Annotated in this window: 29 protein-coding genes and 1 pseudogene; 6 read left to right on the top strand and 24 right to left on the bottom strand. The window is 38.8% G+C overall.

The genetic code is table 11. The annotated features are described in order from the left end of the window. Window positions 1–17: 17 nt before the first annotated feature. The 8 genes from WMZ97_RS06205 to WMZ97_RS06170 all read right to left on the bottom strand — a co-directional run bounded on the left by WMZ97_RS06205 (window position 18) and on the right by WMZ97_RS06170 (window position 8,120). Complete coding sequence (locus WMZ97_RS06205) at window positions 18–1,043, bottom strand: L-threonylcarbamoyladenylate synthase (protein WP_343271218.1); 1,026 nt, start codon at window positions 1,041–1,043, stop codon at window positions 18–20. Between the two features lie 115 nt (window positions 1,044–1,158). Then, a complete protein-coding gene (locus WMZ97_RS06200; RefSeq protein ID WP_343271217.1) occupies window positions 1,159–2,325 on the bottom strand; it encodes a GNAT family N-acetyltransferase in 1,167 nt (388 codons plus the stop codon). A gap of 197 nt (window positions 2,326–2,522) precedes the next feature. Then, the gene (locus tag WMZ97_RS06195) at window positions 2,523–2,924 is read right to left on the bottom strand and encodes a GNAT family N-acetyltransferase (RefSeq protein ID WP_343271216.1); all 402 of its coding nucleotides are present in this window, start codon (window positions 2,922–2,924) and stop codon (window positions 2,523–2,525) included. Window positions 2,925–3,002: 78 nt separating this feature from the next. Beyond that, a complete protein-coding gene (gene spoIIR / locus WMZ97_RS06190; RefSeq protein ID WP_343271215.1) occupies window positions 3,003–3,617 on the bottom strand; it encodes a stage II sporulation protein R in 615 nt (204 codons plus the stop codon). 128 nt (window positions 3,618–3,745) lie between these two features. Beyond that, window positions 3,746–4,618 (bottom strand): peptide chain release factor N(5)-glutamine methyltransferase, encoded by an 873-nt coding sequence (prmC, locus tag WMZ97_RS06185; RefSeq protein WP_343271214.1) that lies wholly within the window; start codon window positions 4,616–4,618, stop codon window positions 3,746–3,748. Window position 4,619: 1 nt separating this feature from the next. Beyond that, window positions 4,620–5,690, bottom strand: a complete 1,071-nt coding sequence (gene prfA, locus WMZ97_RS06180; protein ID WP_343271213.1) for a peptide chain release factor 1 — start codon at window positions 5,688–5,690, stop codon at window positions 4,620–4,622. A 223-nt stretch (window positions 5,691–5,913) separates the two neighbouring features. Continuing rightward, complete coding sequence (locus WMZ97_RS06175) at window positions 5,914–7,131, bottom strand: EAL-associated domain-containing protein (protein ID WP_343271212.1); 1,218 nt, start codon at window positions 7,129–7,131, stop codon at window positions 5,914–5,916. 119 nt (window positions 7,132–7,250) lie between these two features. Then, complete coding sequence (locus WMZ97_RS06170) at window positions 7,251–8,120, bottom strand: DUF6612 family protein (RefSeq protein ID WP_343271211.1); 870 nt, start codon at window positions 8,118–8,120, stop codon at window positions 7,251–7,253. 271 nt (window positions 8,121–8,391) lie between these two features. Here WMZ97_RS06170 and WMZ97_RS06165 point away from each other — a divergent pair, with 271 nt between their 5' ends. Continuing rightward, entirely contained in the window at window positions 8,392–8,937 is a 546-nt protein-coding gene (locus WMZ97_RS06165) for a MerR family transcriptional regulator (protein ID WP_343271210.1), read from the top strand. A 246-nt stretch (window positions 8,938–9,183) separates the two neighbouring features. Here the strand turns inward: WMZ97_RS06165 and cax are convergent, their stop codons facing one another. From cax to WMZ97_RS06150, 3 genes are all read right to left on the bottom strand, one after another. Beyond that, window positions 9,184–10,245: a calcium/proton exchanger gene (cax, locus tag WMZ97_RS06160; RefSeq protein ID WP_343271335.1), complete on the bottom strand. Its 1,062-nt coding sequence runs from the start codon at window positions 10,243–10,245 to the stop codon at window positions 9,184–9,186. Window positions 10,246–10,406: 161 nt separating this feature from the next. After that, the gene (locus WMZ97_RS06155) at window positions 10,407–11,705 is read right to left on the bottom strand and encodes an arsenic transporter (protein WP_343271209.1); all 1,299 of its coding nucleotides are present in this window, start codon (window positions 11,703–11,705) and stop codon (window positions 10,407–10,409) included. Between the two features lie 13 nt (window positions 11,706–11,718). After that, complete coding sequence (locus WMZ97_RS06150; protein ID WP_343271208.1) at window positions 11,719–12,063, bottom strand: ArsR/SmtB family transcription factor; 345 nt, start codon at window positions 12,061–12,063, stop codon at window positions 11,719–11,721. A gap of 190 nt (window positions 12,064–12,253) precedes the next feature. On the opposite strand from WMZ97_RS06150, the gene WMZ97_RS06145 reads away from it, so the two are divergent. Continuing rightward, window positions 12,254–12,859 (top strand): class D sortase, encoded by a 606-nt coding sequence (locus tag WMZ97_RS06145; protein WP_343271207.1) that lies wholly within the window; start codon window positions 12,254–12,256, stop codon window positions 12,857–12,859. Window positions 12,860–12,894: 35 nt separating this feature from the next. On the opposite strand, the gene WMZ97_RS06140 is transcribed toward WMZ97_RS06145, so the two are convergent. Continuing rightward, window positions 12,895–13,605: a hypothetical protein gene (locus tag WMZ97_RS06140; protein WP_343271206.1), complete on the bottom strand. Its 711-nt coding sequence runs from the start codon at window positions 13,603–13,605 to the stop codon at window positions 12,895–12,897. 222 nt (window positions 13,606–13,827) lie between these two features. On the opposite strand from WMZ97_RS06140, the gene WMZ97_RS06135 reads away from it, so the two are divergent. Then, window positions 13,828–14,391, top strand: a complete 564-nt coding sequence (locus tag WMZ97_RS06135; RefSeq protein WP_343271205.1) for a hypothetical protein — start codon at window positions 13,828–13,830, stop codon at window positions 14,389–14,391. Window positions 14,392–14,492: 101 nt separating this feature from the next. After that, on the top strand, window positions 14,493–14,669 hold the full coding sequence (locus tag WMZ97_RS06130) for a hypothetical protein (RefSeq protein WP_343271204.1): 177 nt from the start codon (window positions 14,493–14,495) through the stop codon (window positions 14,667–14,669). Between the two features lie 196 nt (window positions 14,670–14,865). Here WMZ97_RS06130 and WMZ97_RS06125 read toward each other — a convergent pair whose 3' ends face one another. The 4 genes from WMZ97_RS06125 to WMZ97_RS06110 all read right to left on the bottom strand — a co-directional run bounded on the left by WMZ97_RS06125 (window position 14,866) and on the right by WMZ97_RS06110 (window position 18,507). Next, window positions 14,866–15,102, bottom strand: coding sequence for a hypothetical protein (locus WMZ97_RS06125; RefSeq protein ID WP_343271203.1), 237 nt, complete (start codon window positions 15,100–15,102; stop codon window positions 14,866–14,868). A gap of 114 nt (window positions 15,103–15,216) precedes the next feature. Then, complete coding sequence (locus tag WMZ97_RS06120) at window positions 15,217–15,807, bottom strand: hypothetical protein (RefSeq protein ID WP_343271202.1); 591 nt, start codon at window positions 15,805–15,807, stop codon at window positions 15,217–15,219. A 580-nt stretch (window positions 15,808–16,387) separates the two neighbouring features. After that, window positions 16,388–17,692, bottom strand: coding sequence for a CitMHS family transporter (locus tag WMZ97_RS06115; protein WP_343271201.1), 1,305 nt, complete (start codon window positions 17,690–17,692; stop codon window positions 16,388–16,390). 86 nt (window positions 17,693–17,778) lie between these two features. After that, window positions 17,779–18,507: an alpha/beta fold hydrolase gene (locus tag WMZ97_RS06110; RefSeq protein WP_343271200.1), complete on the bottom strand. Its 729-nt coding sequence runs from the start codon at window positions 18,505–18,507 to the stop codon at window positions 17,779–17,781. Window positions 18,508–18,630: 123 nt separating this feature from the next. Between WMZ97_RS06110 and WMZ97_RS06105 the strand changes: the two genes are divergently transcribed. Next, window positions 18,631–19,539: a LysR family transcriptional regulator gene (locus WMZ97_RS06105; RefSeq protein WP_343271199.1), complete on the top strand. Its 909-nt coding sequence runs from the start codon at window positions 18,631–18,633 to the stop codon at window positions 19,537–19,539. A gap of 183 nt (window positions 19,540–19,722) precedes the next feature. Here WMZ97_RS06105 and WMZ97_RS06100 read toward each other — a convergent pair whose 3' ends face one another. From WMZ97_RS06100 to WMZ97_RS06085, 4 genes are all read right to left on the bottom strand, one after another. After that, on the bottom strand, window positions 19,723–20,376 hold the full coding sequence (locus WMZ97_RS06100) for a DUF443 family protein (protein ID WP_343271198.1): 654 nt from the start codon (window positions 20,374–20,376) through the stop codon (window positions 19,723–19,725). A 127-nt stretch (window positions 20,377–20,503) separates the two neighbouring features. After that, a complete protein-coding gene (locus WMZ97_RS06095; RefSeq protein ID WP_343271197.1) occupies window positions 20,504–20,782 on the bottom strand; it encodes a hypothetical protein in 279 nt (92 codons plus the stop codon). A 233-nt stretch (window positions 20,783–21,015) separates the two neighbouring features. Further along, window positions 21,016–21,402 carry a hypothetical protein gene (locus tag WMZ97_RS06090; protein WP_343271196.1) on the bottom strand — a complete coding sequence of 129 codons (387 nt, stop codon included), beginning with the start codon at window positions 21,400–21,402 and terminating at the stop codon, window positions 21,016–21,018. Between the two features lie 362 nt (window positions 21,403–21,764). Next, complete coding sequence (locus WMZ97_RS06085) at window positions 21,765–22,157, bottom strand: hypothetical protein (RefSeq protein WP_343271195.1); 393 nt, start codon at window positions 22,155–22,157, stop codon at window positions 21,765–21,767. Window positions 22,158–22,381: 224 nt separating this feature from the next. On the opposite strand from WMZ97_RS06085, the pseudogene WMZ97_RS06080 reads away from it, so the two are divergent. Next, window positions 22,382–23,506, top strand: a pseudogene (locus WMZ97_RS06080) (IS3 family transposase). A 347-nt stretch (window positions 23,507–23,853) separates the two neighbouring features. Here WMZ97_RS06080 and WMZ97_RS06075 read toward each other — a convergent pair. From WMZ97_RS06075 to WMZ97_RS06060, 4 genes are read right to left on the bottom strand one after another with little or no spacing between them, the layout of a single operon-like run. Beyond that, window positions 23,854–24,147 carry a DUF4176 domain-containing protein gene (locus WMZ97_RS06075; protein WP_343271194.1) on the bottom strand — a complete coding sequence of 98 codons (294 nt, stop codon included), beginning with the start codon at window positions 24,145–24,147 and terminating at the stop codon, window positions 23,854–23,856. After that, window positions 24,148–24,681 carry a hypothetical protein gene (locus WMZ97_RS06070; RefSeq protein ID WP_343271193.1) on the bottom strand — a complete coding sequence of 178 codons (534 nt, stop codon included), beginning with the start codon at window positions 24,679–24,681 and terminating at the stop codon, window positions 24,148–24,150. Window positions 24,682–24,710: 29 nt separating this feature from the next. After that, entirely contained in the window at window positions 24,711–26,042 is a 1,332-nt protein-coding gene (locus tag WMZ97_RS06065; protein ID WP_343271192.1) for a T7SS effector LXG polymorphic toxin, read from the bottom strand. 12 nt (window positions 26,043–26,054) lie between these two features. Beyond that, window positions 26,055–26,360, bottom strand: a complete 306-nt coding sequence (locus WMZ97_RS06060; RefSeq protein ID WP_343271191.1) for a TIGR04197 family type VII secretion effector — start codon at window positions 26,358–26,360, stop codon at window positions 26,055–26,057. Window positions 26,361–26,366 lie beyond the last annotated feature (6 nt).

The following is a 26,366-nucleotide window of genomic DNA, read 5'->3' as shown; positions in this document are numbered from 1 at the left end:
CAGGAAACACGGATGAATCAAGCTTGAACATATGCACTTGCAGCCTTTTTCAACCGATTCATTATTGCCTGACCGATTTCTTTTTCCGGAAATGTCTCGCATATAATCAGATCGACATCGCCATCCTTAAACGTACGTAATGCGTCATAAATGTTGGCAGCAATTTCGGTTAACGACACCTTTGATCCGAGTGAAATTATCTGATCGGCTGTTAGTGATGCAGCCGTTTCCTTGCTTGCGATCACACCAATCCGCGGGAAGTTTTTCTGTTCCCTGATCAAAACTTCAGCTAACTTTTCTGCCGGCCCTTCGACAAGCCACATTGGAACCTCTGGTGCATAATGGCGATATTTCATGCCTGGTGCCTTGGGCCGGTCATTTGCATTAGCCAGTGCCGGATCAACCATTACATCACCAATGACTTGTTGCAGCTGCTCCCTCGTCACACCACCGGGACGTAAAATAATCGGAATGTCACTCGTACAATCAAGCACCGTTGATTCCAAGCCAACACCAGTCGCACCCCCATCAAGGATACCAGCAATTTTTCCATTCAGATCCTGCCACACATGATCAGCCGTTGTGGGGCTTGGCTTACCAGATAAATTAGCACTTGGAGCGGCAATAGGAATATCACATGCTTGCAATAGCCTTTGGGCAAGTGGATGACTCGGCATCCTTACGCCAATGGTTGATTGTCCAGCTGTTACATTCGTTGCGCACGTTCCATTACTTGGCAAAATATAGGTTAATGGCCCAGGGGAAAACGCATCGATTAACTTATCCACAAATGGAGGCACGATGGATACCAATTTTTCCAACTGTTCTTTGGTTGCCACATGAGCAATCAACGGGTTATCAGCTGGACGCCCCTTTGCTTGAAAAATTTTAGCTACTGCTTCTTCACTTGTAGCATCGGCACCAAGACCGTACACTGTCTCGGTTGGGAAAGCTACCGTCTCCCCACGCCGTAATAGCCGCGCAGCCTCGTTAATACCTTGTTGTTTATTTTGATCTTTACTATTCCAACACTTGGTTTGCATCGATTACTTACCTCTTTTCCACACGTGTTACTGATTCATGTTAAGCACATATCCACAATTCACAACTAAGTTATCCACATTATACACAAAGGAAAGATGACTCTTTCTCCGAGTTTTAATAAAAGTCTGCCAAAAAAGGCTGTCGATTGGGGATAACCGTTTCCAGACGACTAACAGCCAGTTCCTCTCCATGTAAGCGACCAGCTTGATAATAGTCACTCGGCCTTCTAAACGCTAACATCATGCTTGTGAACACCTGAATCGAACAATGAATAACTGGATAATTATCCACAGGTTGGTCAAGCATCACTGTTGTTTCATCTGTTGTGATCTTCAACTGGTAGGATCCATTATTTTCGGGAAAAAAATCATCCGTGATAACAAGGGTCAAATTCCCTTCACCGTGAAATGGATATTCCTGAAGAAAACGCTGTACATCCACAATCCGTGCCATAAAGTAAGGAACCAGCTTTTGTTCAAATCGTGGCTCGTCAAGTAATAGCGGCAGATTATTCTGTTCCGGAGCCGTGAGTTTTACCTTTTCTGCCATGGAATCATGGTTCGCGATAAAATGGAGTAATTGCTTCTGCCCATGGCCATCGGTATAGGCCAGCTCCCTAACGTCGAATACATTTTCTTTCACATTGTAAATCATGTATCCAGCTGGCTCGCCCTGTTTATTATAGGCAACGGCAATCTGATCATTTTCGCTTAATACCCGCTGTTTCCACCACGCCTCATCGCGAACAAGCATACCATTGTAGACTTTGGCAAATTCCGTATAAATCCGATGTAATAGCGGAATGTTCGGCTGAATACGCCGTACATAAGATCCTTCCTCGAGGTTCCAGTTTCTCTTTAGCTGCTCTATCGGAATTGAATCATGCTGTTCGGTAAACGCATGCTCCCAGCCATATTTACGATAAAATGAGAAGGCAAATGGATGAAGGAACGAAATGCTCTGTCCATTCTCCTTCATCGATGTTAATGCATGGTAAAGCAGCTGTTTGATCATCCCTTGCCTGCGATATTCCGGCCATGTCGCAACCGCACTGACTCCCCCCATCGAAAAAGCCTGTCCATTTATGTAACAGGACAACGGAATAAGGTGAACCTTGGCTGCCAGCTGGCCCGCTTCCATCCATCCCCAAATGGTATGCCGTTGAGCTTCTTCTTTCTTTTTCTGCAATTCTTCTGCGGATAATTTATACTGAAACGCAAACTCAGAAAGCGAAAAGACAGCATCGTAGTCCGCTTCTGTCAATGTTTGAATGTGACCCATGACACCTCACCCCTCGTTTGATCCATTATTATCCCATAATCATATCACTTTTAGGCGCTACTTTCGATTCTACGCTTTTTACAACATTAAAAAAGGTCTGCAGAAAATTATCCACAAACCTGATAAATTAAATCCAGTTATTCACATTGGTAACACCCTTGCCCCCGGTTATTCACACGATTTTGTGGATAAGTCATTCAGGATACGTTATACGTCCACCAATTTCCTGGCTTCCTTTGTTGACTATCCACAAATGAGCCTTTTGCTTGTGGATGAAATTGTAATGCATCAAGTAACAAATCAACTACTGGCTGGTGACTGTGTACATATACGCTTTTCGCATTTCGTTTCTTGGCAATCACAAGCACCGACTCCAATAATACTGGCAGCGAGGGAGCGGCCTTTTTGGTTACATGCAATTGTTTTAGCCAGTAAACACCCGGTTCAACCGATTGTAAGACAAAACATCCCTCAATTTTCTGTTCTATTTCAACGACATAGCCATTTTCAAGCAGAGCATCCTCTGCGACATCCTGATTATAATGTAAAAATTGTTCGATCTTTTCTTTTGGTGCTTGGTTTGCGGCAATTAGATTCATGTTCCTCACCTCTACTAAAATTTGATAGATTTGCACTTCTATTGCGCTTTCTACGATTCTATGCACATGTTGGAGAAACTATGACAAACCAAGCCATTCAAATAAGAAAAATTTCACTTCCACCTCTTCTTCCTCATTCGCTTGCTCTTCTGGTACAACTTCCTTTTCTGAACTGGCGGCTTTGGCAACAGTCGTTCCATTTGAGAAATCCAAAAAGCATAATGGCGGGAACAGCACACACCACCAATTTGCGCCTTCCCCTTCTCCAAGGGTAATTAGCACAGCTTCATATTCCCCAGCAGGATATAGAAAATTACCATATACTTTCGTTGGAAACGAAACCTTTTCGCCATACTCCACTTGAAACGATTGAGGTGCATTTTCCTTTTCTAATACAGTGTCCACAATTGTTTCAATTTCTGGCAGCTTCCCTTGAATGACCTTTCGTGCTTTATCGATATCAGCAATGTCCTCAACCCAGCCAGCAATCGATTTGTTCACCTCATCGCGAACCGCACGTTTAACACGTTGATCTTCATCATTATCACTATTTGCCAAAATCCGAAGCCGAATCGCATCATCTGGAATCACTTGATAACCTTGTTCACTACTAGCTTGTTGAAACATACCCTTTGTCGGCATTATTAAGAAAATAAGAATAATAACTGCAATAAAAAATACTAGTTTTTTCATCGTTTCCAGCCCTTTCCGATTGAATTTACAACCAGTATGGACGGAGAAAAATGATTTTAAACTAGTATTCTAGTAAAAATAATATTATTGTCGGTCGTGCGCAGACATTTCAGCAAATCTGCCCTGCTCTATTGGCTAATTGTTGCGGAGATAATCCGCTCCTTACCATTGATATCCGCTATAATGGCAACATCCTCTTGTGGAAACTGATGTTGAATGAGACGCTTAACCGCTTCTGCCTGCTGGGAACCAATTTCAAACGCAACAAGCGCCTTCTCTAAGATGACCTCGGGAAGCCACTTGACGATATCGCGATAAGCTGCCAGCCCGCTCTCTTTGGAAAATAAAGCCAGTGCTGGATCATAGTTGGATACTGTATCGGATAGCAGGGCTTTCTCCGTTTCCGCTATATATGGCGGGTTGGACACTAGGATATCTACTTTAAGATACTGCTGGATTAGCGGTTGTAAAAAGTCCCCTTGTAAAAACGTCACCTCCGCTTGAAGATCGCTGGCGTTTTGGCTGGCAACCACTAACGCAGCTTGGGAAATATCCGTTGCATACACGATCGCTTCGGGCAATTCAAGTGCCAATGTACAAGCAATCACACCACTCCCCGTACCAATGTCAGCAATCACCAACGGCTCGTTTTGCTTCTCCCATTTACGTGCCTGTGTGATTACATGCTGCACCAGTTCTTCCGTTTCCGGTCTGGGGATGAGTACGTCACCATTCACATGAAATTTTCGTCCGTAAAACCATTCATATCCAGTCAAATGCTGAACAGGAATTCCCGTTTCGGCATGGACCCGGATAGCATTTTCAAATTGGTGCTGGATCGGCTCTGGCACTGGATCTCGCATTGCAGCAAAGAATGCCGTCTTTGATACACCTAAATAATGCTGCAGCAGGATTTGCGCAACATGTTCTTCCCGATGATGGTCTGCTAAAAAAGACGAAGCCCATTTTAGGACTTCGTATTGTCTCTTTGATTGTTCCATGTTAGTCACCAATCTGTTCCAGTTTTTTCGTTTGTTCTTCAATAAGAAGAGCATCAACGATCTCTTCCAGCTTCCCAGTCAGGATTTGATCCAGCTTTTGAATCGTTAGGTTAATTCGGTGATCGGTTACCCGGTTCTGCGGAAAGTTATACGTCCTTATCCGTTCCGAGCGATCCCCAGTACCAACCGCGGACTTACGTGACTCATCATACTCCGCCTGTGCCTCTTGCTGGAATTTATCATAAATCCGAGCGCGTAACACTTTCATCGCTTTTTCCTTATTCTTAATTTGCGATTTCTCATCTTGAATGGAAACGACAATTCCGGTCGGCTCGTGGGTTAAGCGGACAGCAGACATGGTCGTGTTTACACTTTGTCCCCCCGGACCGCTTGATGCATACGTGTCCACACGAATGTCTTTTTCATGAATGTCCACTTCGACCTCTTCCGTCTCTGGCAAAACAGCAACCGTCGCTGTCGATGTATGGATACGGCCGCCAGATTCCGTCTCCGGTACCCGTTGCACCCGATGCGCTCCATTTTCATATTTCAGTTTGGAATAAGCACCAGTTCCATTGATCATAAAGATAATTTCTTTATAGCCACCAACACCGGTTGTGTGGGCTTCCAGCACTTCAGTTTTCCACCCCTGCGACTCGGCATAACGTGAATACATCCGGTACAAGTCACCCGCAAACAATGCTGCTTCATCCCCGCCAGCTGCTCCGCGAATTTCCATGATGACGTTCTTATCATCATTCGGATCCTTTGGCAACAGAAGCACTTTCATTTTCTCTTCCAAGTTTTCCTTGGATGCCGCAAGCTCTGCAATTTCTGCCTTAACCATCTCGGTCATTTCTTCGTCCAGATTATCCTCCAGCATCGTCCTGGCATCTTTCAGCTGGGTCGTCACATCTTTATACTCCCGGTACACCGTGACAACCTCCTGTAAATCAGACTGCTCTTTGGAGTATTCCCGCAGCTTTTTTGTATCACTAATCACGTCTGGATCACTAAGCAATTCATTTAATTTATCATAACGATCTTCCAACGATTGTAAACGGTCTAACATCACGTCCACCTCTTTTTCGATTAACAGTCTAATTATAGTATACTCACCGTGGGAGGTCAAAATTCTTTGTGGTGGAGTATGTAGACGGGTCGATGTCTCACTTTTAACAGCGGTTTTAGCCTTTTTATCGAAGATTTGACCTCTTTTATCGGCGGCTTTGCGTTATTTATCGGCGGTTCCCAAATTAGGAGTGACAGCGCATGAACAAGCCCCATCGGCAACCCTACAGCAATGCTTCCTGCTCAACTAAATAATCATACGGAATATCAAGAAAAACATAACGTTCCTCTGATAAAGGATAGGCATATGTTCGGATTAATTCATCTCGGTCAATATCAGTATATAAATCGGATAAGATACCTTTTTTCTCTACGTTCATACGGATTATATTTTCAAAAAAGTACGGCCGCCAGCTCCAGTTTTTATGTCGTCCTTCGTAATGGAGCTCCCACGCACCTTCCGTATTTTTCTCCGCATTGGAGGACAGCTGAATCCCTTCTTCATTACAAAGGTAAACTCGAAATGCAAATGGGTTGCACGCTTGCCCAATCGAGAGAACCATCTCATCGTATGACGCTTCCCGCTGCAGGCTGTTCCAGATCGCATCAAATTGTGCGTTTATTTGGCGGCTTAATTCCAGCTGCGCCTTCATTTTCTTCCGCTCAAAGTTAACGAAATGCTGAAAATCGCTTGTCATCCGCTCCTTACAGCAATCCGGGGATGACCACGTGGGTTGGGCCTTCTGTATATAACCGCCTTGGTAAAATTGCCCGCCATTACGCCAGGCATAATTTAATTGCTGATAGGTGGAAATACCTTTAAACATTAGTGTAGCGCCAATTTTTCTCGAAAGCATAGAGATGGAGTGGTGAACATCCCGATATAAATGCGGCAACAAATCATCTTTTAAAAAGCTGGTATCTACTTTAATGACAGTTGGCTCAATTACAGCCAAACGATCGAGGTTGCCAATCCGCTGCCCCACATTATCAATCGCAATCCCAATGCCTAATGATTTCATATATGTAAATAATCCGTTTAATGCATCCATCTGATCCGCTAACGGTGTTTCCTTGATTTGCATGATAATTTTCGTTACATCCAACCCGTTATCCAGATATGATTGCAAAAGCGACAGGAACTGTTGTCCGTTGTCGTCCAGTAACACGCTCGCCTCATACGGAAAAAACAATAACGTCGATTGGTCGGACTGCATAAACTGATTCAATACTTTCCGCTGGATATCGTTATATGCATCAAGAAGAAAATCAACTGGAATGTTAGAGTCGTTGAAGAAGCCAGATAATTCCTGCACATCCTTTTCTCGCTTGAGAACCGGAATGACCTCATAGCCAACCACCAATTGCGTATCGGCACGAACAATTGGCTGGTAATAAGGTATAACCTGTTCTAAATGCAGCATGATATCTAACGCATCCATAGCGCACACCCCCACCATCATTATATCATAGCAAAAGATTGTCCTAACCAACGTACGTTTTGATTTTTTGCAGTAAAAAAATACACCTCATGACGAGATGTATTTTTCTTTCATAAAAATTATTGCTCAATCGCGTTTTCTTTCACATCATCCGGTACTTCAATCGCATCTACCTTGTTGATATTGGAGTACTCGGATTCCACCTGCTGGACAATATTTAATTCTTCATTATCCGCATGCATCGTCATATCCATATCCATGTTGAATGTTTTCATTTCATAGGTTTCTTTATCCACAGAAAACTCAAAGGACATACTGTTGATATCCATATTCTCCAACGCTTCCTGACCTTCTTTACCCATTTGCTCCAATAATTCATCCGGCATGTTTTCCTGCATCATCTTTTGCATTAAATCGTTAAACTTGTCACCGTCTGCATCCAACTTAAGTATAAATTCGTCATCAGATTGCTCAAAAGACAGGTCCTCTGCATAATCCTGCATCATTTTTAATTGCTCAGACGGATCAGGCTGTTGTCCGGCCATTTGTTCAATCATATCCATTGATGAATTATCCATCTTCACCCAATCGCCAATCTGATCGCTGTATAAGTACATTCCGTCATCTACCATGTAGATCTCCATGTCCATCGCTGGAATTTCTTCATCACCAGCTCCATCCATTTCCATTTTTGTTACACCTTTCATGTAAAGGGCAATGGGATCCATCGTCATTTTGGTATCATAATTGCTTTTTGTTTCCATTGCAACGGAATCGTCACTTGCTTGAATCTGCTGGTTTACATTCATGGAAACCTCTGCACTCTTCATATCTTCAGATGCTTCCAATGCTTTCGAGTAAACTTCCTCCGCTGTCAACTTACTTTCTTTTTCCTTGCTCGCACCTTCCGTCGGTTCAGCAGTATCATTACATGCTGCCAAGACAAGCGCCATTACGCCAGCCACGAGTACTAAAAAGACTTTTTTCAAATTTATCCACCTTTCTAATGTTTACTACTACTCTACAATACTATATACGGGTAATAATAAAAATGGTTTCATTTTTTAATAATTTTTGGTTCTACATATTACTGGAAAAATGAATACCGCCACAAGAGACATTGCAAAATAACATATCGTATCCAGAGAAGATCGAACATTATAACCGTTGGATTACACATTTTTTCCACATTACTTCCATATTCCTCCCAATTTCTTTTTTTATCCTATGGACAAGTCAACATACTTTAACAGAAAGTCGGTGAAACAGTTGGAACTATTACGGATTAGCAGTTTAAGCCGCATTGTTGACGTTCCACCAAGCACAATCGCTAATTGGGTAGAGGAATACCATATGTTTATCCCAAAAACCAAAAAACGAGGTGGCATGTACTATCATCCTGAGGCGATTGGTGTCTTATCATTTATCAAAAAATATAACGACCAAAACTATGAACAGTCCAAAATAATGGATATGTTAGCGAACCAACGCTTTTCTAAACCAACGGAACAGTCATTACTCGATAGACAGACTTCCTTGCACCAAGGAAATTATGCGGAAAACCTCTTCGTCGTCATGCAAACCATTGGAAAAACGGTAGCAAATGTGATGAGTCAGGAGAAAATGCTGCAAGCCTTGCAAGAGCAACAAAGCAAACACCATCGACGGATGAAAATAATCGAAAAGCGAACCGAAGAGATAGAGGACTTAAAACAAGCTATGCAAAAAATACAGCAAGAAACCCCTTCTAGTGAAGAATATCAGATAAAAAAGCAGGCATTTGCACAACTATTTAGGAGCGACTAATAGATGTGATTATGCACGCGCTACATCTTTTTTATCAAATGAGCCAAACTACAAATTAAGGAGGGTGTTCTATGGCGAAAAATAAAACAAAAACCAAGAACAAAAGTAAACAAGAACTAAACGACATGAAGAACCAGAATAAATATCGCACGAATCGCCCGCCAGGTAATTAGGGCAATCAATCATCCTGCCAATCCTCTTCCTTTCTCGCTTGGATAGAAGGATGGCGGGATGATTTTTTCCCTTTTAAAGCAAATAAAATCCAATTCCCATAATAAAATATGCTGCCAGCAAGATCAAACCATCAAACCAATTCGAATCTCCATCAACCGAAATCATGATCATTAATAACACGGCCATGACCATACTAATTAGCTCCGGCCATGTAAATACAAGTGCCATTGACGTCGGAAAAAAAACCGACAGTAATACAAGTAAAGGTAACACAAACATCGCAATTTGCAACGTAGAACCAACTGCAATTTCCACGGCTACTTCCATTTTATTTTTATATGCCATTATAACTGCTGAGGCATGTTCAGCCGCGTTTCCGACAATTGCTACAATAACAACACCTATAAAGAGTTCTGACCATCCAAACGTTTCGCCAACCAAATGAAACGTATGAACAAGTTTTTCGGAAACATAGGCAACCGCAATTGTTGCTGCCGCCAGGATAATAACTGCCTTTGTTTTCCCCCATTCCGGCACTTCCGCTTCCTGATTATCTTGTTTTGCCTCCTCTGAATCGGAATATATCCCACGATGTGTGACCAGCTTAAATAATAATGCCGCACCATATAAAATAATTAAAATAATCGAGATGCCGATACTAAGCGCCATTGTTTCCCAATCATTCATCCTGCTGGAAAACACTTCTGGAATGACAAAGGCTACCAGGACAGCAAAGATCAACAATCCTGCGTTATGCTGTGCATTATAAACATTAAATGTCTGGCGTTTATACTTTAAGCCACCAACAAAAAAGGAAAGCCCGGCGACTAATAATAAATTCCCAAGCACGGAACCTGTCAACGATGCCAATACAATGCCAATGAGCCCTGCCTTTAGCGAGAAAATCGAGATAATCAGCTCCACAGCATTACCAAACGTGGCATTTAACAATCCACCAATCCTCGGTCCCATGACAATTGCCAAACTATCTGTCGCCCTGCCGATAAAAGCCGCTAACGCTATGATCGTTAAACAATATACACCAAACATGATAACAGCAGGCCATCCAAGCAACGCACCAATTACGGAAACAGGCAATCCAATAGCCACCAAAATGATAAAAATAAGATTCATCATTTTCCAATTCCTCCTTTCATGCCCCTTTTAAAATATATTACCCATTTAATACGGATATTATTTTTACGTTAAACATGGCAGGAGGATCTATGGCAGTTTGCTGTCCAGGGTTTTTATATAATATGGTTACATCGCAGGCAGGTATTATCGTCAAACAACTAAAAAATATATAACGTCAAAAATAGCCCGATTAAGGTTATAAACAAAATAGGAATCGTTAAAATGATACCCGTTTTAAAATAGGTCCCCCATGAAATTTTCACACCTTTTTGGGATAAAACATGGAGCCATACCAAAGTCGCAAGGGAACCAATTGGTGTAATTTTTGGACCTAAGTCCGCTCCAACCACATTGGCGTAAATAAGCCCCTCTCTTACTACACCAGATGTACTTGTTTCGGCAATCGCCAACGCATCAATCATAACGGTGGGCATGTTATTCATAATCGAGGATAAAAATGCTGCGATAAAACCCATTACGACCGTAGCTATGAATAAACCTTTCCCGGCTGTTACCTGAATGACTGCGGCTAACACATTAGTGAGTCCCGCATTTCCTAATCCATAAACCACCACATACATCCCAATGGAGAAAAACACAATATTCCATGGCGCACCTTTTAGGACTGCTTTGGTATCAACTGCCTTACTATTTCTCGCCATAAGAATGAAGAAAATCGCGATAACACCGGCAATAATAGATACAGGGAGATGGATGAACTCACTTACAAAATATCCAAGAACTAATAATCCCAGAACATACCATGATAGGTGAAACATGTTATGATCCTTTATAGCTGATTCCGGTTCACTTAACTTTGAAATGTCATATGATCTCGGAATGCTTTTTCGGAAGTAAATGAACAACACCGTTATCGTTGCAGCTAACGAAAACAGGTTTGGAATAATCATTCTGGATGCATATTCCACAAATCCAATTCCAAAGAAATCTGCGGAAACGATATTAACCAAGTTACTTACGATAAATGGCAGCGAGGTTGTATCCGCAATAAAACCGCTTGCCATAATAAACGGAAAAATCATCTTTTCATTGAAATTTAGATTCCGAACCATTGCCAGCACAATTGGCGTAAGTATTAACGCTGCACCATCATTGGCAAAAAAGGCAGCCACTATTGCACCTAGAATACTGATATAGACAAACATCTTTATCCCATTGCCCTTTGCAACCCGGGCCATATGAAGCGCCGCCCACTCAAATAACCCAATTTCATCCAATATTAATGATATGAGGATAATAGCGACAAATGCCAACGTTGCATTCCAGACAATTTCGGTTACTTCTATTACATCATTCAATCCAACGACGCCCACTAGCAAGGCGATGATTGCGCCCCCAATTGCGGTCCATCCAATCGATAGTCCTTTAGGTTGCCAAATAACGAAAACAAGTGTTACCAAAAAGATTAAAATTGCTAATATAAGCGTTGAAGACAAAGTATCCCTCCCATTAACAACAATTGATTCGTGTACCTTTTTCTTCTAGTTCTTTTAGTTTTTCATCTTGACTTGGTAATTGATCGAGAATTTGTTGAACAAATGGATAAAATTCATTATTTTTATTAATAGAGTAAAAAATCCATTGCCCTTTTCGTTCTTCTTTAACCAATCCAACGTCCCTCAATTTTCTAAGATGTTGGCTAATGGATGGTTGGCTTGCCTTAAAAATCTCAACAAATTCGCAAACACAACAATCACGAATGTCGAGTATTTTTACCATGGTTAGCCGGGTTTTATCTCCTAGCAGCTTTAAAATCATTGCTGCCTTTTTCATTTCATCTATCGTTTTCAGCATGTGCAAATCACCTCCAATGGATTTTATACATTATTATATAATTAAATACTTATATATAACAAGCGAAAATTACAAAATCAGCCGCAAAATGATTATGAAGAGTTTTTTACTTTTACCCTTATAGACGATGGAAGAGAAATCCTAAAAATGTGATATACTATCGTTAATGACATGCATGGGGGAGAACGCTATGAAAAAGTTATCCATCTTACTCGTAATTGCCGGACTCATTTTATTGGGAATTGGCGCTTATCAATGGGTTAAAACTACAAGGGCCCAGCATGAGAGTTTAGCTGAAGCAAAAGAATTGTTACATAAAAATAAACAAGCAGAGGACGCTTCTACATCCACCGTTTCAAAAGACAGTACATTTACATTTCAACCGGGGGTGGGAGAAACAGTAGGATTGTTGCATATTCCTAAACTTGATTCAGACTTACCAATTGTCGAGGGAACCGATGAAGATGAATTAGAAAAAGGAGTGGGACATTATAAAGGAACCGCCTACCCACAGCAGCGGGACCAGATTGTCTTATCCGGCCATCGGGATACCGTATTTCGCCGCATGGGCGAGCTGGAGATTGGTGATATTTTAACTATGCAACTCCCCTATGGAGACTTTTCCTATGAAATCGTTCATACAAAAATTGTCGATGCCGATGATCGCACGGTTATCTCCTCTACATCCCCTAATGAAGAGTTAACCGTCACGACCTGTTATCCTTTTTCTTATATTGGTGATGCGCCTGAACGGTACATTATCAAAGCATTGCCTGTAGATGGTGGGGGAAAATAGTAAGGGAATGATATGACGTTTACGGATTTGCTCGATCATGAACCATTACTAGCCACGTCAACGTTTATCTGTTTTTCCTCGCCCATTTCTTTAAACTCCATGGACGCAATTGGCGGGTATATAGTCATTTGCATATTTTGAATTTTTTTATCAGGGGTATCCAATACCCATAGTACATAGCCTTCCTTTTCCTGTGTGCCATCAAACTCGTCCCACACATCATCATTGACCATCCTTGCAAATACTTCCTCTCCTGTATCGGTCGTTAATTTTGATGTATCCGCATGAAATTCCATCAGTTCGTCTGTTGTACTATGTATTTTCACCTTGGCCACCACGACCTGTGCTATTTCATCATTATCAAAAATGGTTCCAATTACATCGTTACTTGGCTTCACTTCTAACACCTTTACCGATTCAATTGTCAATCTGATCGGTCCTAGTTTAACTGGTTTTAATGGGGTATCTGCATTACCATCAATCCCAAGCTCATCATTATACCCTTCTCCTATAACCTTATATTCCCCAAGGCTTTCATTCGAAAAAAACTGTTGAAGTTCCTCATCATCTGCCATTTCCGCCTGGCTCTTCGTTGTGTCCTTTACCTTCCCGCTTTCGTTATTATCATGATATTTATGTTGCCCTTGTTTTTGATTATCTTCTTCCTTATTGGCTTCGTTAGAACACCCCATTGCAAACAACATCAGACTGGCAGCGAATAATACCATTACCTTTTTCTTACGCATGATTTTATAATCTCCTTTAATAGCTAACCAATCTATACGTATTCCATGTGAAATCTATTTCAGAAGTGCACTTCCCCCTATTAATAGCAAATCACTTCCATATATTATCATGTTCTATTCCTTTTTAGAATGCCTAAAATGTTTCATTTTCTTTTATCTGCTTTCCATGTAATATAAGTATGCAATATCTTCGGAATTTAATGTGGGAGGCAAATTAGCGGCATGAAAACTCGTTTTCTTTTAATCATTCTAGCAGTTCTTTTAACTGCATGTAATAGTGAACAAAGTGAGAAAGTTGATCACAGCGAAGAAAAAACGGTTCATGATGATAGTAACTCTAATGATGGAGATGAAAAAGAAAATTTGCATGATGGCACGGTTAAGGATGGGAAAATTGAATTTCTTTATGATATAGAAAGCGTGCAGGGAGAAACAGAAGAGATCAGGCTGTTAAAAAGTTTAAATTCCTTATTCTATAATTTAGGTGATGGATATTCTGATTTCGAATCATTTCGTGGAGAAGACTACAATGATGAAGAGTGGGATCATTTCATGCAAAAATGGTCTAATGACATGAAAACGGTCTGGGATGACATTGAAAGTAATAAGAAAATACGTAAGGAAGTAAATGAAAAAATGTTGATTGCATGCGAGAACCTGAATGATTTAGGTGATTTATACTGGAATATCCTTGAAGCTGATTTAGATAAGAAGAAAGAAGAAAAATTTAAACAAGGATTTATGGATAAAAGTGTTGAACTAGGAGAAATAGTCAATCAAAACTAGATTGGTATTCATTAAAACAATTGCCCCTAAACGGCACTCCCTAATGCCGACAAAATTTCAAAAGACGATCATTTTAACCGGCCGGGCCATGGGAGATACAGATGCTCCATATTCCAAAGCTTGATTCCGACTTACCCTTTGATGTGGGAACCAATGAAGATAAATTGGAAAAAGGAGTTGGACATGATAAAGGAACAGTCTATCCACGCAGCAATGTAACCAAATTATCTTACCCGGGATACTGTATTTCGTTGTGTGAGAGACTGGAAGATTGGTGATATTTTGCTGTGAAACTCCTATGGGGACTTCTCCTATACGTTCGTTCACAAAAAATTGTAGATGGAGATGATCGCACGGTTATTTCCTCTACACCCCCTAATAAGCCTTCCAAATCTAATAACATTCCATTTCTATCCCTTATTTTAGCGAAATTAAACATGTATTTTTTGAGTTCGAGTCGATTTGTAATACATATCATCGAATGACATCGCTCGCATTGTATCCTTCCAACCTGACCATATCTTGAGCAACCAGCTTATAAAACCCCGGAACTTGCTTATTACACGCAGCACAAAAAATAGGCGTAACACTGGTATCAATACGAACAGCAAACTCTCTACTGCCGGTATCCAAATCCTTGATGCGATGATATCGCCCAATTTGAATGATACCGGTGAATAAATCATTTTCTTCATATTTATGAATTCCCATTTGTTACCCTGCCTTTCTAGTTTCCTTTAAATAAGGTGAAACTTCATTCAGTGTAGACTTCGGACGAACAGGACGTAGCGTTCTTAACCCACCGTTCCTCCTCAATTCGATGCTTTACTCTGCCAGCTTACGTTGTACTTCGGTTGCAACTTTTTCCAAATAACTGTTTTGATAGTTTAGACGGAGACGCTGGATAGGAATCGAGCGGAGCATCCCCCCTATAACAAATGAAAGTAAACTTAAAATAATTAATAGATCAATGGAAAACATTGCAAGGTAAACCAATAGGAGAAAAAAGTAAATAACGATAAAAATTGCCGCCATGATAATGAGCAAACGAGTATTAGAGCAACCCGCTTTGGCATAATCTATAAACTCATCCTTTGTCAAATAAGCATCTTTTAAATCTATATTTTCCAATGACTTTTTATAAAAGTAATGATATCCGTACCAAAAGAATCCTCCGCTAAGAACAAGCAGGATTAGGATGCTAGTGAGAAGGTTCATATGGATAGTAAAGTTACCTACCTCTTTAAGAATCCAATAACCACCTAATGAATAGATCCAGTACCGCCCACTTTGAAAAAAACGATAACTATCATTATATGCTCGATAAATATGCATTGTGTTCATATCTATAAATAACGTATACCCCATTCTGTTTTGATGGTTTTCCATATAAAAGGGAATCAATTTCGTTTCCATGATCCTTCCGCTCCTCTATTTAAAAAAATTATAGCTTTTTTAATATACATAGTAAGGGGTCTTCCATTGATTTATCGAATTGCTTCCTTTTTGCCATTTTAAATTTCACGGTAGAAGTGCCTACTGTTACCATTAAAACATTAATCAACACATAAAATAGCAACGTACCTACATAAAGAGTAACGTAATAACGTCCGAATCTACAATAGATAGGTAAAAGAATTCGCAAACAATTTTATGGTGAATTTATTGATTATAAGCTAATTGAGTTTACGTTCTTTGTATAATTGGTTTATGGCAATATTAAATCTATTTAAAAAGGGGGGAGTGGAGAATATCATAAATATAGTATGGGGAATTGTTTATTACCACTAATATTGTTTTTTGCATAAGCTCGGCAGTACGGGTAACAAAAGATTGACGGTTGGAGTTACCCGGACTGCCATTTGTTAAATTATACCATGAAACAAATGTAATGTATTTAATAATTTGCTACTAAATTTTTTGGTATTGCACCATTCGAATTATAGAAATAATACAATTAAACATTTTTCTTTATATCCTGATAGTATTCCAAATACTACTTAAGTGGAATCAAGCCAATTACAATAGCAAAAGCTACCATCAATATACTCATTGCCCATGTATATTTAAATGAATACTTTAAGTGCTCCTTATATTCCACTCCTGCTAAACCGATAGCTAAATACACCGCTGGCGCAACAGCGCTGACAACCCATGTTGGTGCTTCTCCTATAATCATGGCTATACCGACTGACTTAGATGAAATACCAAAGGTTTGCGCTACATTTTCAATAACAGGCATTAATCCATAATAATAAGGATCGGTTCCCACTACAAGGTGTATCGGTGCAGCGAACAGTGCTACTAAAATATGCACAAATTGTCCCATGAAGTCCGGTAATATACCAACTACTGCGTTAGCCATTTCAGTAATCATTCCACTTTCTGACATGACTCCCAGAAATACACCCGCAGATAATATGATAGTCGCCATCAATATTGCAGATGATGCATGCGCTTCTATTCTGGCATGTTGTTCTTTTAATGTTCTGTAGTTAAGTGGAAGCGCAATTGCTACTCCAATCATGAAAATGACAAAAAGTGGTAAGTCTTTGAAAGCAAACATCATAATAACAAGTGCAATTGTTAATATCGCATTAAATGGCAACAGCTTATAGCGCTTTAACTTTAATTGCTCCTCTGTAAATTCTAACGTAGAAACTTTAAAACCTTCGCCTTGTGTGTTTTTTAGATCCACTTTTTCAATTTTGGGAAGAATAATAGCGAGCCCAATCGCAAGTAACATGGCAAAGACTTGGACAGGAAGCAGTTCTATCCAAAGTTCGGTAGGATTTATCCCAATTATAGAGGCAGTTCGAGTTGTTGAACCTCCCCAAGGGACAAAGTTCATAGCCCCCGCTGCTGAGGCGACCAATAATATCAGTGTAGTCGGTTTCAAACCTAATTTCAAATAGATAGGAAGAAGTGCAGGTATCGTTATGATAAAGGTGGTTGCACCAGACCCATCCAAATGGGCAACCATTGCAATGAGAACAGTTGAAATATAAATAGCAGTAACTCTATTCTGCGAAAAATATAGCAATTTATTAATTACTTTATCAAACAAACCTGCATCATTCATGATTCCAAAATAGGTAATAGAAAAAATAAATAATACAGCTATTTGCCATGTTTGATCGATTCCAGTCATTATAAAGTCTGCAATCTCTCCCCCGCTAAAACCTAATATTAAAACCGCTATTAAAGGTAAAATGATAAATGCCACAACAGGAGATGATTTCCCCAAAAAAACAAAATATATCAATCCTAATATAATTAGAAATCCCAATAACACAAGCATTGTAAAATCCTCCCTTTTTCCTTAAATCTATTTTGTAAAGGCTTACTTTTGTCAGGTAAATAAAATACTTCAAATAACGAAATACTTTATTCTTGTATGAGTTCCCATAGTTCTTTTTGCCATTCTTCCCGATTTTCCACCATGATTGTGTGACCCCCTTTCAGCAATGACAGTTTAGCTCCTTTTATGTTTTCCTGTAACTCTTTAGCGTGAAAAACATTTCTGGAAATATCGTCCTTGCCATGTGCAATAGTTGTTTTGCAATTGATCTTTGGTAACATAGGCTTCAGGTCCAGCTTACGTATGGAAACAGCAGCCTCCAATACTGCTTCTTCATTTAAATGTTTGATATAAGAAATAAGTTTAGGTTTTAATTCTTTATCAATTGGTTTGGAAAAGCACCTATTTAAAAATGATTCGATAAAAGTATCTGTCCCCCACTGTTCCTTGATTTTTTTCGGAAAATGAGGATCGCCGTGATTTTTGGTGTTAGCCCCTGTATTAGAAATTAGAAGTCCTTTGGCCTGGGCATTATCTTCTGTCGCGCTCGCCAGTGCCATTGCCCCGCCTGCTGAATAACCAGCCAAATAAGTATCTCCGAGGTTTTCCTCTAAGATGAATTGATTGATTCTTTTTCCTAGACTTGTAATATCCCATGGCCCCTTTGAATTTGCCCAGTCTATAACACTGGATTGTATGCTATCAGGAAGTTCTATCTGGGAAAAAACATCAGGTGCACACATATTTCCCGGTAAGAACAACACGGTAGTTTTGCGTTCTTCAAGCGGTTCAGTATGCTTAAAAGTATTTTTCAAAATCGGTCACTCCTACAATCGCATTTTTTTAAATCTTAAATCAAATAACTTCATAATTCAAAGATATATTTGCTATAATAAGTATAGCTTCAAGCTATACTTATTATAAAAGAGGTGCTTGTATTGGATTTTACAGAATTAAAATATGTATTAGCTGTCTCCAAACATCAAAGTATAACCAAAGCTGCGACATCTTTATTTATTTCTCAACCTTCTTTAAGTAGATATTTAAAGAACCTGGAAACGAGACTTGGACTGAAATTATTTGAGAAGATAGGGAATAAATTTGTGTTAACCTATGCTGGGGAAGTTTATGTAAATACAAGTTATCGTATCTTATCACTAAAAAAACAATTGGATCAGCAATTGAGTGATATTAAAAATGATAAAAAGGGTAGGATTCATTTGGCCCTTTCAAGAATAAGAGGTTCTCATGTTCTACCCAATGTTTTACCGGAGTTTACTAAAGAATATCCAGAATTCAATATTGAAGTTACCGAAGCACAATCAACTGAAATAGAAGACAAAATCATTCGGGGAGAAGTGGATGTTGCCATCATGAATAGGCCAATCAAAAATCCGAATATCGATCACTGGTTAATACAAAAAGAATATTTGCTACTGGCAGTTCCGCCAAGTCATCCAAAATCTAAGTATAAAAAGAAGTTCAAGGGCTTACCGTATTACTGGATTGATCTTAGTATTTTTGAAAATGAATTGTTTGTTTTAACTGACAGTTCCCAACGTACAAGAGAATTAGCAAACCAAGCACTGAAGAAATATAATGTGAATCCTAACGTTGCGTTAACCACCCAGAACTTGGAGACTGCCATAAAACTGGCTGCCAATTCTATCGGGGTGTCTTTTACACCAGAAAGTTTCACCAAGTTTATCCATACTCCTGTTGCGCCCCATTATTTTATAATAGGCGAGCCACCTATCACTACTGACTTGGTTGCAGCGTTTCGTAAAGGAACATATTTGTCAAATGCTACAAAACGGTTTATTGAAATATATAAATCTCGTATTTAAAAACAGGAAACTGGGTATGCGGTTTATAAAATAAAATTTTCAGGGTGGATGAGCCACTTACATATGCTACATGAGTCAAAGCCATGAGTTTGCTCGTTCCTTCTTTTAGATATACGATTGAACCAATTGGCAGCATGACTATTCTTCTCTATTTATTTTTTATTTTTGTAAGTCCTATTTATTTTAGACAGCAAGCTTTTTACCACCTTTAAACTTAACAGTAGTTTGACCTACTGCTGCCGGCAACACATGGACAATACATAAAAAAGCGAAAGATCCCATTGTAAATAATAGTGTTATAGATGCCACAATGGATAAGTAACAAAGTGCTAAGGTTGAAATCATAGCAATAAGGTAAATGAACAAGACCTGAAAAAAGTGTTTAAAGGACTGGGGTCTTATCCACAATTTAGTTTTAGGTAGTTGTTCAAGGTTCACAACTTGTTGCAACTTTCTTTTACATCGATAATTGATCATTACAATCACTACAATCACAGATATTACAAGAATGCTCAGAATCACAGAATTGACCAATGTATTATCCGGAAGAGCAAGCGCATCTCCCAATGGCCTTAGCAAAATTGCTATAAAAATACCAATACCTGCGCTCAGGGGACCAGAATTCCCCATATCTTTTTGATTCACTTCCGGAGATTTTAATTTATCCACGATATTCGACTCTTTTACTTTATATACAGGACTCGGAAACATCCAGTAAAAAAAGGGGAATAAAATCTTCCAAAGGGCACGCCCCATATCCATAATATACTCCTCGTTCTCAATAGTCAGGATTCTATACCGAATGTTTTTAAATGCACCTTGTACCTTACAATTCATTTAACGATTCTCCATTTCATTAGTTAATTGCATTAAGAAAACGGATTGATTGCATCCAGGCCACTTTTCAAAGCTTCACCGATATTATTTAAAGGGGTAATCCTTATACAAACTCATACAATATATATTATTGCCATTTTTTAAGTAATTCCCCTGCTTTTTCCATTTCCTTAATTATCGGACTACTGTAATCAGTAGTCTCATCGACAAACATTCTTATGCAACCATGAATAGAAATGCTTTTTAAAGACTCGTCATTCTTAACCTTTTTCTGAAGTACAATAAACTTGTCATAAATATCTTTTAGAATACCATTGAATCTAAGTTGATTTGGGTAGGAGTCTTTTAAATAACTAGTTATTACTTCACATTGTTTTTTTAACTCTAGTTTTACTTCACTTATCATTAGTTTTTGCTCCCATTTTTGCTAATTTGGAACCGCCCTGATATGCTTTATCCTATCTGGTGGTAATAAAATTTAATCGGCATTTCCTCCAAAGACAAGTGGCCGAAACTTTGATGTGCAGTCTAAGCGCCCTTCCTGTCATTACCTAAAGAAGAACATTTTCCAAAGAATGTAAAGAACTTTTCCAAAGGAATTTGAATCTTATATTGATCCATAATACTTTACATTAGTTATTATAAATCTTCCTTTGGATTGGCCGCTATTTCTTTTTCTACAAGTTTAACACTATCTTTCGGCACCCATCCAAGCCAGTGATCACGGTCTACTCTGGAGAGCTTAAGTTTATCTCCCACAAGTATAGAACCTGTTGACACTTGGTATTTATCTCCTCCTTCCTGTGCAATCCGAACCCTCTCGTCCTGAATAATTCCATAAGGTGTAATACTTACACAATCTTTTAGCTCATGAGGTTCTACTAGCTTTTTAAAAGTTCCGCTATTATTATAATAATTAAAGGTTTTATCAGTTTTCTCTTTATCTTTAGTCATTATTTTTATATTACGGTCCATATCTACAGTAATTTCATATTCTGTTCCTTGGCCCTTTCCATTATGTACCATTTCTCAACAAATCTAATCCCTTCTTATTGTCGCTTGAATATTCCACGCTTACCTTCTTTTAAAACTTGTACTTATTTCCCTCTAATAATTCCAAAGGTTTTTCGCTAACACAATCAGATAGTTCATTAGGGTCAATTACTTTACCAAAAACACCACTATTATATATATCTTCATAGGAACTATCCGTTTTTGCGGAGTTTTTAGTAATAATTTCTACATTACCTTGCATATCCCCGGTAACTTAATATTCCATCCCTTTATATTTCAACTACCACCGGAGTTTTTAGAATCACTGATCTCCGATTCTTTTTCATATAGTTTTATTTAATTTTTTACATCATGTAAAATCTGAATTATTTATTTTATAGATCAGCAGGGTTAATAGTTTTTTTCTCCTCTACAATCTTTACTTCGCTTTTGGGCACCCATCCAAGCCATTGGTCTCTATCAATTCTGGGAATTTTTAGTTCACTTCCTATTAACAGCGAACTTGTCGCAACCTGATATTCCGTTTCACTTTCTTTTAAAACTTGTACTTTCTTCCCTTTAATAATTCCAAAGGTTTTTACGCTAACACAATCTGATAATTCATTAGGATCAATTATCTTACTAAAAACTCCGCTATTATAAGTGTCTTGAAAAGATCCGTCAATTTTTCCTGCATCTTCTGTAATAATTTTTCTATTACCTTGCATGTCACGAGTAACTTTATATTCAATTCCCTTATATTTACCATAAAGACCCAATCGTACCATTAACTTCACCCCTTATTATTTAATGAATTATCTAAAGTTTTTGCCATTAAAAATCCCAATTACAGTATCTTTTCCATCTATTACTCTATGAAGCTCTGCTCCCTCAATAAAACTTGCAGAATCACTAATTTTCCACTCAGGAATTACCTTGAATAGGTTACACTTGATTGGACAGATTCCTTAAGGTCATATAAACTTGATTCAAAAAAACGGAGGAATCAACTATGACCAAAAGAGAAAGAAGATCATTTTCTAAAGATTTTAAGAACAAATTGTCCAGTACATGCTTCAGGTAAACCGCAGGACGAAATAATCAAAGAGTACAAGCTGACGCATTCTGCCTTTGACAAATGGGTTCGTCAGCATAAAACAAGTGGATCATTTGAAGAAAAAGATAATCGAACACCGGAATAAGAGGAATTAATTAAACTCCGTAAAGAAAACCAAAGACTTGCAATTGAGAATGATATTTTAAAGCAAGTCGCGCTGATAATGGGACGAAAAGTAGATGTGATTCGTAACAACTGTCACAAATACTCTGTATCAGCAATGTGCGCCGTCCTGCAAACACCTAGAAGTACCTACTACTATGAAGCCGAAATCAAGGATGACCAGGAAGAGGTGGAATTGACTGCTTTAATTATCAAGATATTCAAAGACAGTCGGAACAATTATGGACAAAGAAAGATAAAGATTGAACTCCAAAAGAAAGACTGGGAAGTGTAACGCCGCCGTATCGGGCGAATTATGAAAGAACAAGGACTTGTGTCAAAGTACACCGTAGCCCAATTTAAACCTCGAAAAACGACAGTAAATGAATCCGAAACCGGGAATGTATTAAACCGTGAATTTAATCAGGAAATGGAACTGAAAGTAATTGTGAGCGATTTAACATACGTCCTTGTCAAGCAAAACTGGCATTACATTTGTGTTCTAGTAGATTTAAAATTATCGGCTACAGTGCCGGCCCAAATAAAAGTGCAGAGTTAGTACAACAGGCCTTTTCAACCGTGAAATATAACTTAAATCGCCTTGAATTATTCCACACCGATCGGGGAAGTGAGTTTAAAAATAGGCTTATAGATCAGGCATTGGAGACATTCGGTATTGAAAGATCATTAAGTGAAAAAGGAACGCCTTACGACAATGCAGTTGCCGAGGCGACGTTCAAAACGATTAAAACAGAATTCGTAAATGGTAGCGTATTTGCCAGCCAGCGAGAACTCGATCTTGAGCTATTTAATTACGTCAATTGGTTCAATAACATTCGGATACATGGGTCACTAGAATATCTAACGCCCAGTGAATACAAGACCAAGCACCAATCCGAAATGAGCACAGTTGGATAAAGAAACGCGCACTTTATTTGGAGAGGCGGGTATGATACCCTTTGCGGCTAAGCCAGATTTCTGAAATACCTGGCTTCCTGGCTTAAGATCATGCCCGCAGAGGCTCCATGTAAAGTGATAAACTACGCACAGTATCCTTCAAAAAGGTGCTCATACACTGAACGCTATAAACAAGTTTATGTTCCTTTAACTATTTGTTCAGTTTACTGTTGATACCAACTACCATTATACAAGATTGGGGGGAGGTACTTCCTTTTGTCTCCCAGACTCATTGGGGGCACAAGGGCTAGGAATTATGAAATTCATTCAACTGTCTTGTATTTAAAATTATATAGCTTTTTTACTGTTTAGTCATCTAATGAAAATTTTGGGTAGTTGACATTTTTTATCTTGTCTTCATACTGACTCTGGAACAGTTCTTCCTGCTCATCCTTATATCCTTCAAAATAGACTTCCTCAATATTTTCATCGTTGAAAAAATAGACTTGCTCTTCCACTTTTCCAGCCGGGTAAACACATGCTGAATAATCAAAATAACCTATGACACCGTCCTTATTATACAGAGGTGCTCTATTCAAAATCATTAATTTAACTTCGCCATTCTTTAACCGTACAACACTACCAATTGGTAAAATTTCCATTTATATAACACCCTTTTTTATAAGTTTAAATCTTCCTATAGGAAGCCTGCATAACAAAACAACCACTAATACAAACGCATAAAATGCGAAAAGCAGCCAAATGAACAAATGAGAAACAAAGAACAAAATAGATAATATGACCAAACCGATAAAGATAATTAATGTGGTCCATGCCTCTATTCTTAACGTACTTTTCCCTTTACGAAGGTATTCTTCAATCATATCTTCCGTTAAATATATCTCCCTAACCTCTTCATAAGCCATCTTTTTATAACAATAGATTCCGATCACAATGCCTGCTATTCCTAATAGAATTAAAAGGGAAATACCTAACAGACTTGTTACCGGTAAAAAAATATCTTGCATTTCTCTAAGTATTCCTAATGTAATCACAAGTCCTATCCAATAAACCCATTGAGTTGTCTTCTTATGATAAGCTTTATAGACTAGCTCTGTCTTTTTATCTAAGAGTAACGTATAATTTTGTTGGCCTTGTTTATTTTCCGTATAAAACGGGATTAAATTTACATTCATGGTTTATCACCTGACCCACTATGAAGTAACTAGCCGAATACTGAACCAAGGTTTCCAAAAAAGCCTGAAACAGCATCTCCTACCTTTTTTGTCACTTTCTTTGTTATATTTTTTGCACCTTCCACTATTTCATCTGCATGATCATATCCCCAATCAAATGCCATGGACAGGCCAACACCAACCCCGAAACCTATTGCCGTCCCAGCAAAAGGCACTACGGAGCCAATTGCTGCCCCAACAGCTCCTGCACTCATGTGACCAGCGGTTTTAAGTGCGGCATCGGTCGCATCTTCTCCTTGGTATATTTGAATTCCAAAGTCAATTGCTGAACCTACTATTGGAATTCCGTTTCGTGCTCCTGTTCGTAATACCTTACTTAACCCATCTGCCTCTTTCGCAATCGTTATACCGCCACTGCCATTAGCAAGTGACGCTCGAAGCCCTGGGTCTACAAAAAACTGGCCAATATTTTTATGTGCCCAATTAACCATAGATGCAGCAGTCCGATCTGTTACCTCCTGCTGAACTTTTGAGCTTACTAAACTCTGTATATATCGTGCGCCTACATGAAGGACACCTGTATATATGGAATCAAACGTTGTCTTATCAATTTCACCGTCCTTATAATCCTCCTCAGCTTTTTTAATAATATCCCGGGATTCCTTATCTAACTTCTCAAATTTCTCCTTCTCTTCAGTGGATGAGTTATTATGATCCTTTAAAACGGGCAAACCAACATAAGCGGTAACCGTTGTAAAATCGGTAAATCGTTCCCTACCGTTTTTTGTTCCTGCACTGTTCACTGCAACTTCAAGATGATGTAACAGCTCTTTCGTCTCTGAATCGTGTTCTTTCCCTTCACTTGTAAAAGAAGATAATTTATCTTCTAAATCTATAATTGTTTCAATCACTGTACTTTCATTATTTTTTACCGAAGAAAAAGAAGGAGTAGTCGCACTACTAATATCGGAGACATCATTAATTGTCCTGTTTATGGACTGGTACTCGAATTCTAATTGTGCATATTTTTTATCTACCTTCGATTCTGGGTTGTTTAAATAATCACTTTCCACAATTGCTGATTCGCTTGTGTCCACTTCCGCCTCAAATGTGGTCAAATGTTGTTTTACGTTTTTGTTAAGATCATGAAATAATCCGTTGAATGCTTCCAGAACCGTTTTATGGAATTCTTTAAAATAACCTTTAGCCTCGGTTGCTGCTTGGCCTGAAAAAGACTCCATTGCATTCATTCGATCAATATCCGCTTTTATACTATCCAGACTTGACTTAATACTCGATGAAGTAGTTTCCAAATCATCACAGAACGTATGAACCTCAGAAATATCTACCTTATTCCCCATAATATCACCCCTCTAACTGCGCAATGGCTGTGGACCATTAATATCCGCTTGCATTGCAGCTAATCTTTCATCATTTTCCTTCATCGATTCTCCAACACCTTCTAACGTGGTAATGTCGGTATCCAACATATTCTTGTATTTACTTAATAACTCGATCGCTTTCATTGTATTCTCAAGATCATCTGTAAACGGTGTGATATTTGTTTTGTCAAACGAGCGGTCCTTTTCAATACCAATTTCCAAACCAGCAAGGGAGGATCTTAATTTCTTAATGTTCGAATTGAAAGTTCCTATATCGATACTTACTTTTTCACTCAATTACCT

This window comes from Lentibacillus songyuanensis, assembly GCF_039548255.1.
GTDB classification, from domain to species: domain Bacteria; phylum Bacillota; class Bacilli; order Bacillales; family Amphibacillaceae; genus Lentibacillus_C; species Lentibacillus_C songyuanensis.
The sequence above is the reverse complement of the archived record's forward strand: the minus strand, read 5'-3'. Positions and strand labels throughout refer to the sequence as shown.

Coding starts and splice junctions, on each gene's coding strand:
- WMZ97_RS06205 (WP_343271218.1), bottom strand. CDS start 1,043: ATGCAAACCAAGTGTTGGAATAGTAAAGATCAAAATAAACAACAAGGT.
- WMZ97_RS06200 (WP_343271217.1), bottom strand. CDS start 2,325: ATGGGTCACATTCAAACATTGACAGAAGCGGACTACGATGCTGTCTTT.
- WMZ97_RS06195 (WP_343271216.1), bottom strand. CDS start 2,924: ATGAATCTAATTGCCGCAAACCAAGCACCAAAAGAAAAGATCGAACAA.
- spoIIR (WP_343271215.1), bottom strand. CDS start 3,617: ATGAAAAAACTAGTATTTTTTATTGCAGTTATTATTCTTATTTTCTTA.
- prmC (WP_343271214.1), bottom strand. CDS start 4,618: ATGGAACAATCAAAGAGACAATACGAAGTCCTAAAATGGGCTTCGTCT.
- prfA (WP_343271213.1), bottom strand. CDS start 5,690: ATGTTAGACCGTTTACAATCGTTGGAAGATCGTTATGATAAATTAAAT.
- WMZ97_RS06175 (WP_343271212.1), bottom strand. CDS start 7,131: ATGGATGCGTTAGATATCATGCTGCATTTAGAACAGGTTATACCTTAT.
- cax (WP_343271335.1), bottom strand. CDS start 10,245: ATGAATCTTATTTTTATCATTTTGGTGGCTATTGGATTGCCTGTTTCC.
- WMZ97_RS06150 (WP_343271208.1), bottom strand. CDS start 12,063: ATGCTGAAAACGATAGATGAAATGAAAAAGGCAGCAATGATTTTAAAG.
- WMZ97_RS06145 (WP_343271207.1), top strand. CDS start 12,254: ATGAAAAAGTTATCCATCTTACTCGTAATTGCCGGACTCATTTTATTG.
- WMZ97_RS06140 (WP_343271206.1), bottom strand. CDS start 13,605: ATGCGTAAGAAAAAGGTAATGGTATTATTCGCTGCCAGTCTGATGTTG.
- WMZ97_RS06135 (WP_343271205.1), top strand. CDS start 13,828: ATGAAAACTCGTTTTCTTTTAATCATTCTAGCAGTTCTTTTAACTGCA.
- WMZ97_RS06130 (WP_343271204.1), top strand. CDS start 14,493: ATGCTCCATATTCCAAAGCTTGATTCCGACTTACCCTTTGATGTGGGA.
- WMZ97_RS06125 (WP_343271203.1), bottom strand. CDS start 15,102: ATGGGAATTCATAAATATGAAGAAAATGATTTATTCACCGGTATCATT.
- WMZ97_RS06120 (WP_343271202.1), bottom strand. CDS start 15,807: ATGGAAACGAAATTGATTCCCTTTTATATGGAAAACCATCAAAACAGA.
- WMZ97_RS06115 (WP_343271201.1), bottom strand. CDS start 17,692: ATGCTTGTGTTATTGGGATTTCTAATTATATTAGGATTGATATATTTT.
- WMZ97_RS06100 (WP_343271198.1), bottom strand. CDS start 20,376: ATGAATTGTAAGGTACAAGGTGCATTTAAAAACATTCGGTATAGAATC.
- WMZ97_RS06095 (WP_343271197.1), bottom strand. CDS start 20,782: ATGATAAGTGAAGTAAAACTAGAGTTAAAAAAACAATGTGAAGTAATA.
- WMZ97_RS06090 (WP_343271196.1), bottom strand. CDS start 21,402: ATGGTACATAATGGAAAGGGCCAAGGAACAGAATATGAAATTACTGTA.
- WMZ97_RS06085 (WP_343271195.1), bottom strand. CDS start 22,157: ATGGTACGATTGGGTCTTTATGGTAAATATAAGGGAATTGAATATAAA.
- WMZ97_RS06075 (WP_343271194.1), bottom strand. CDS start 24,147: ATGGAAATTTTACCAATTGGTAGTGTTGTACGGTTAAAGAATGGCGAA.
- WMZ97_RS06070 (WP_343271193.1), bottom strand. CDS start 24,681: ATGAATGTAAATTTAATCCCGTTTTATACGGAAAATAAACAAGGCCAA.
- WMZ97_RS06065 (WP_343271192.1), bottom strand. CDS start 26,042: ATGGGGAATAAGGTAGATATTTCTGAGGTTCATACGTTCTGTGATGAT.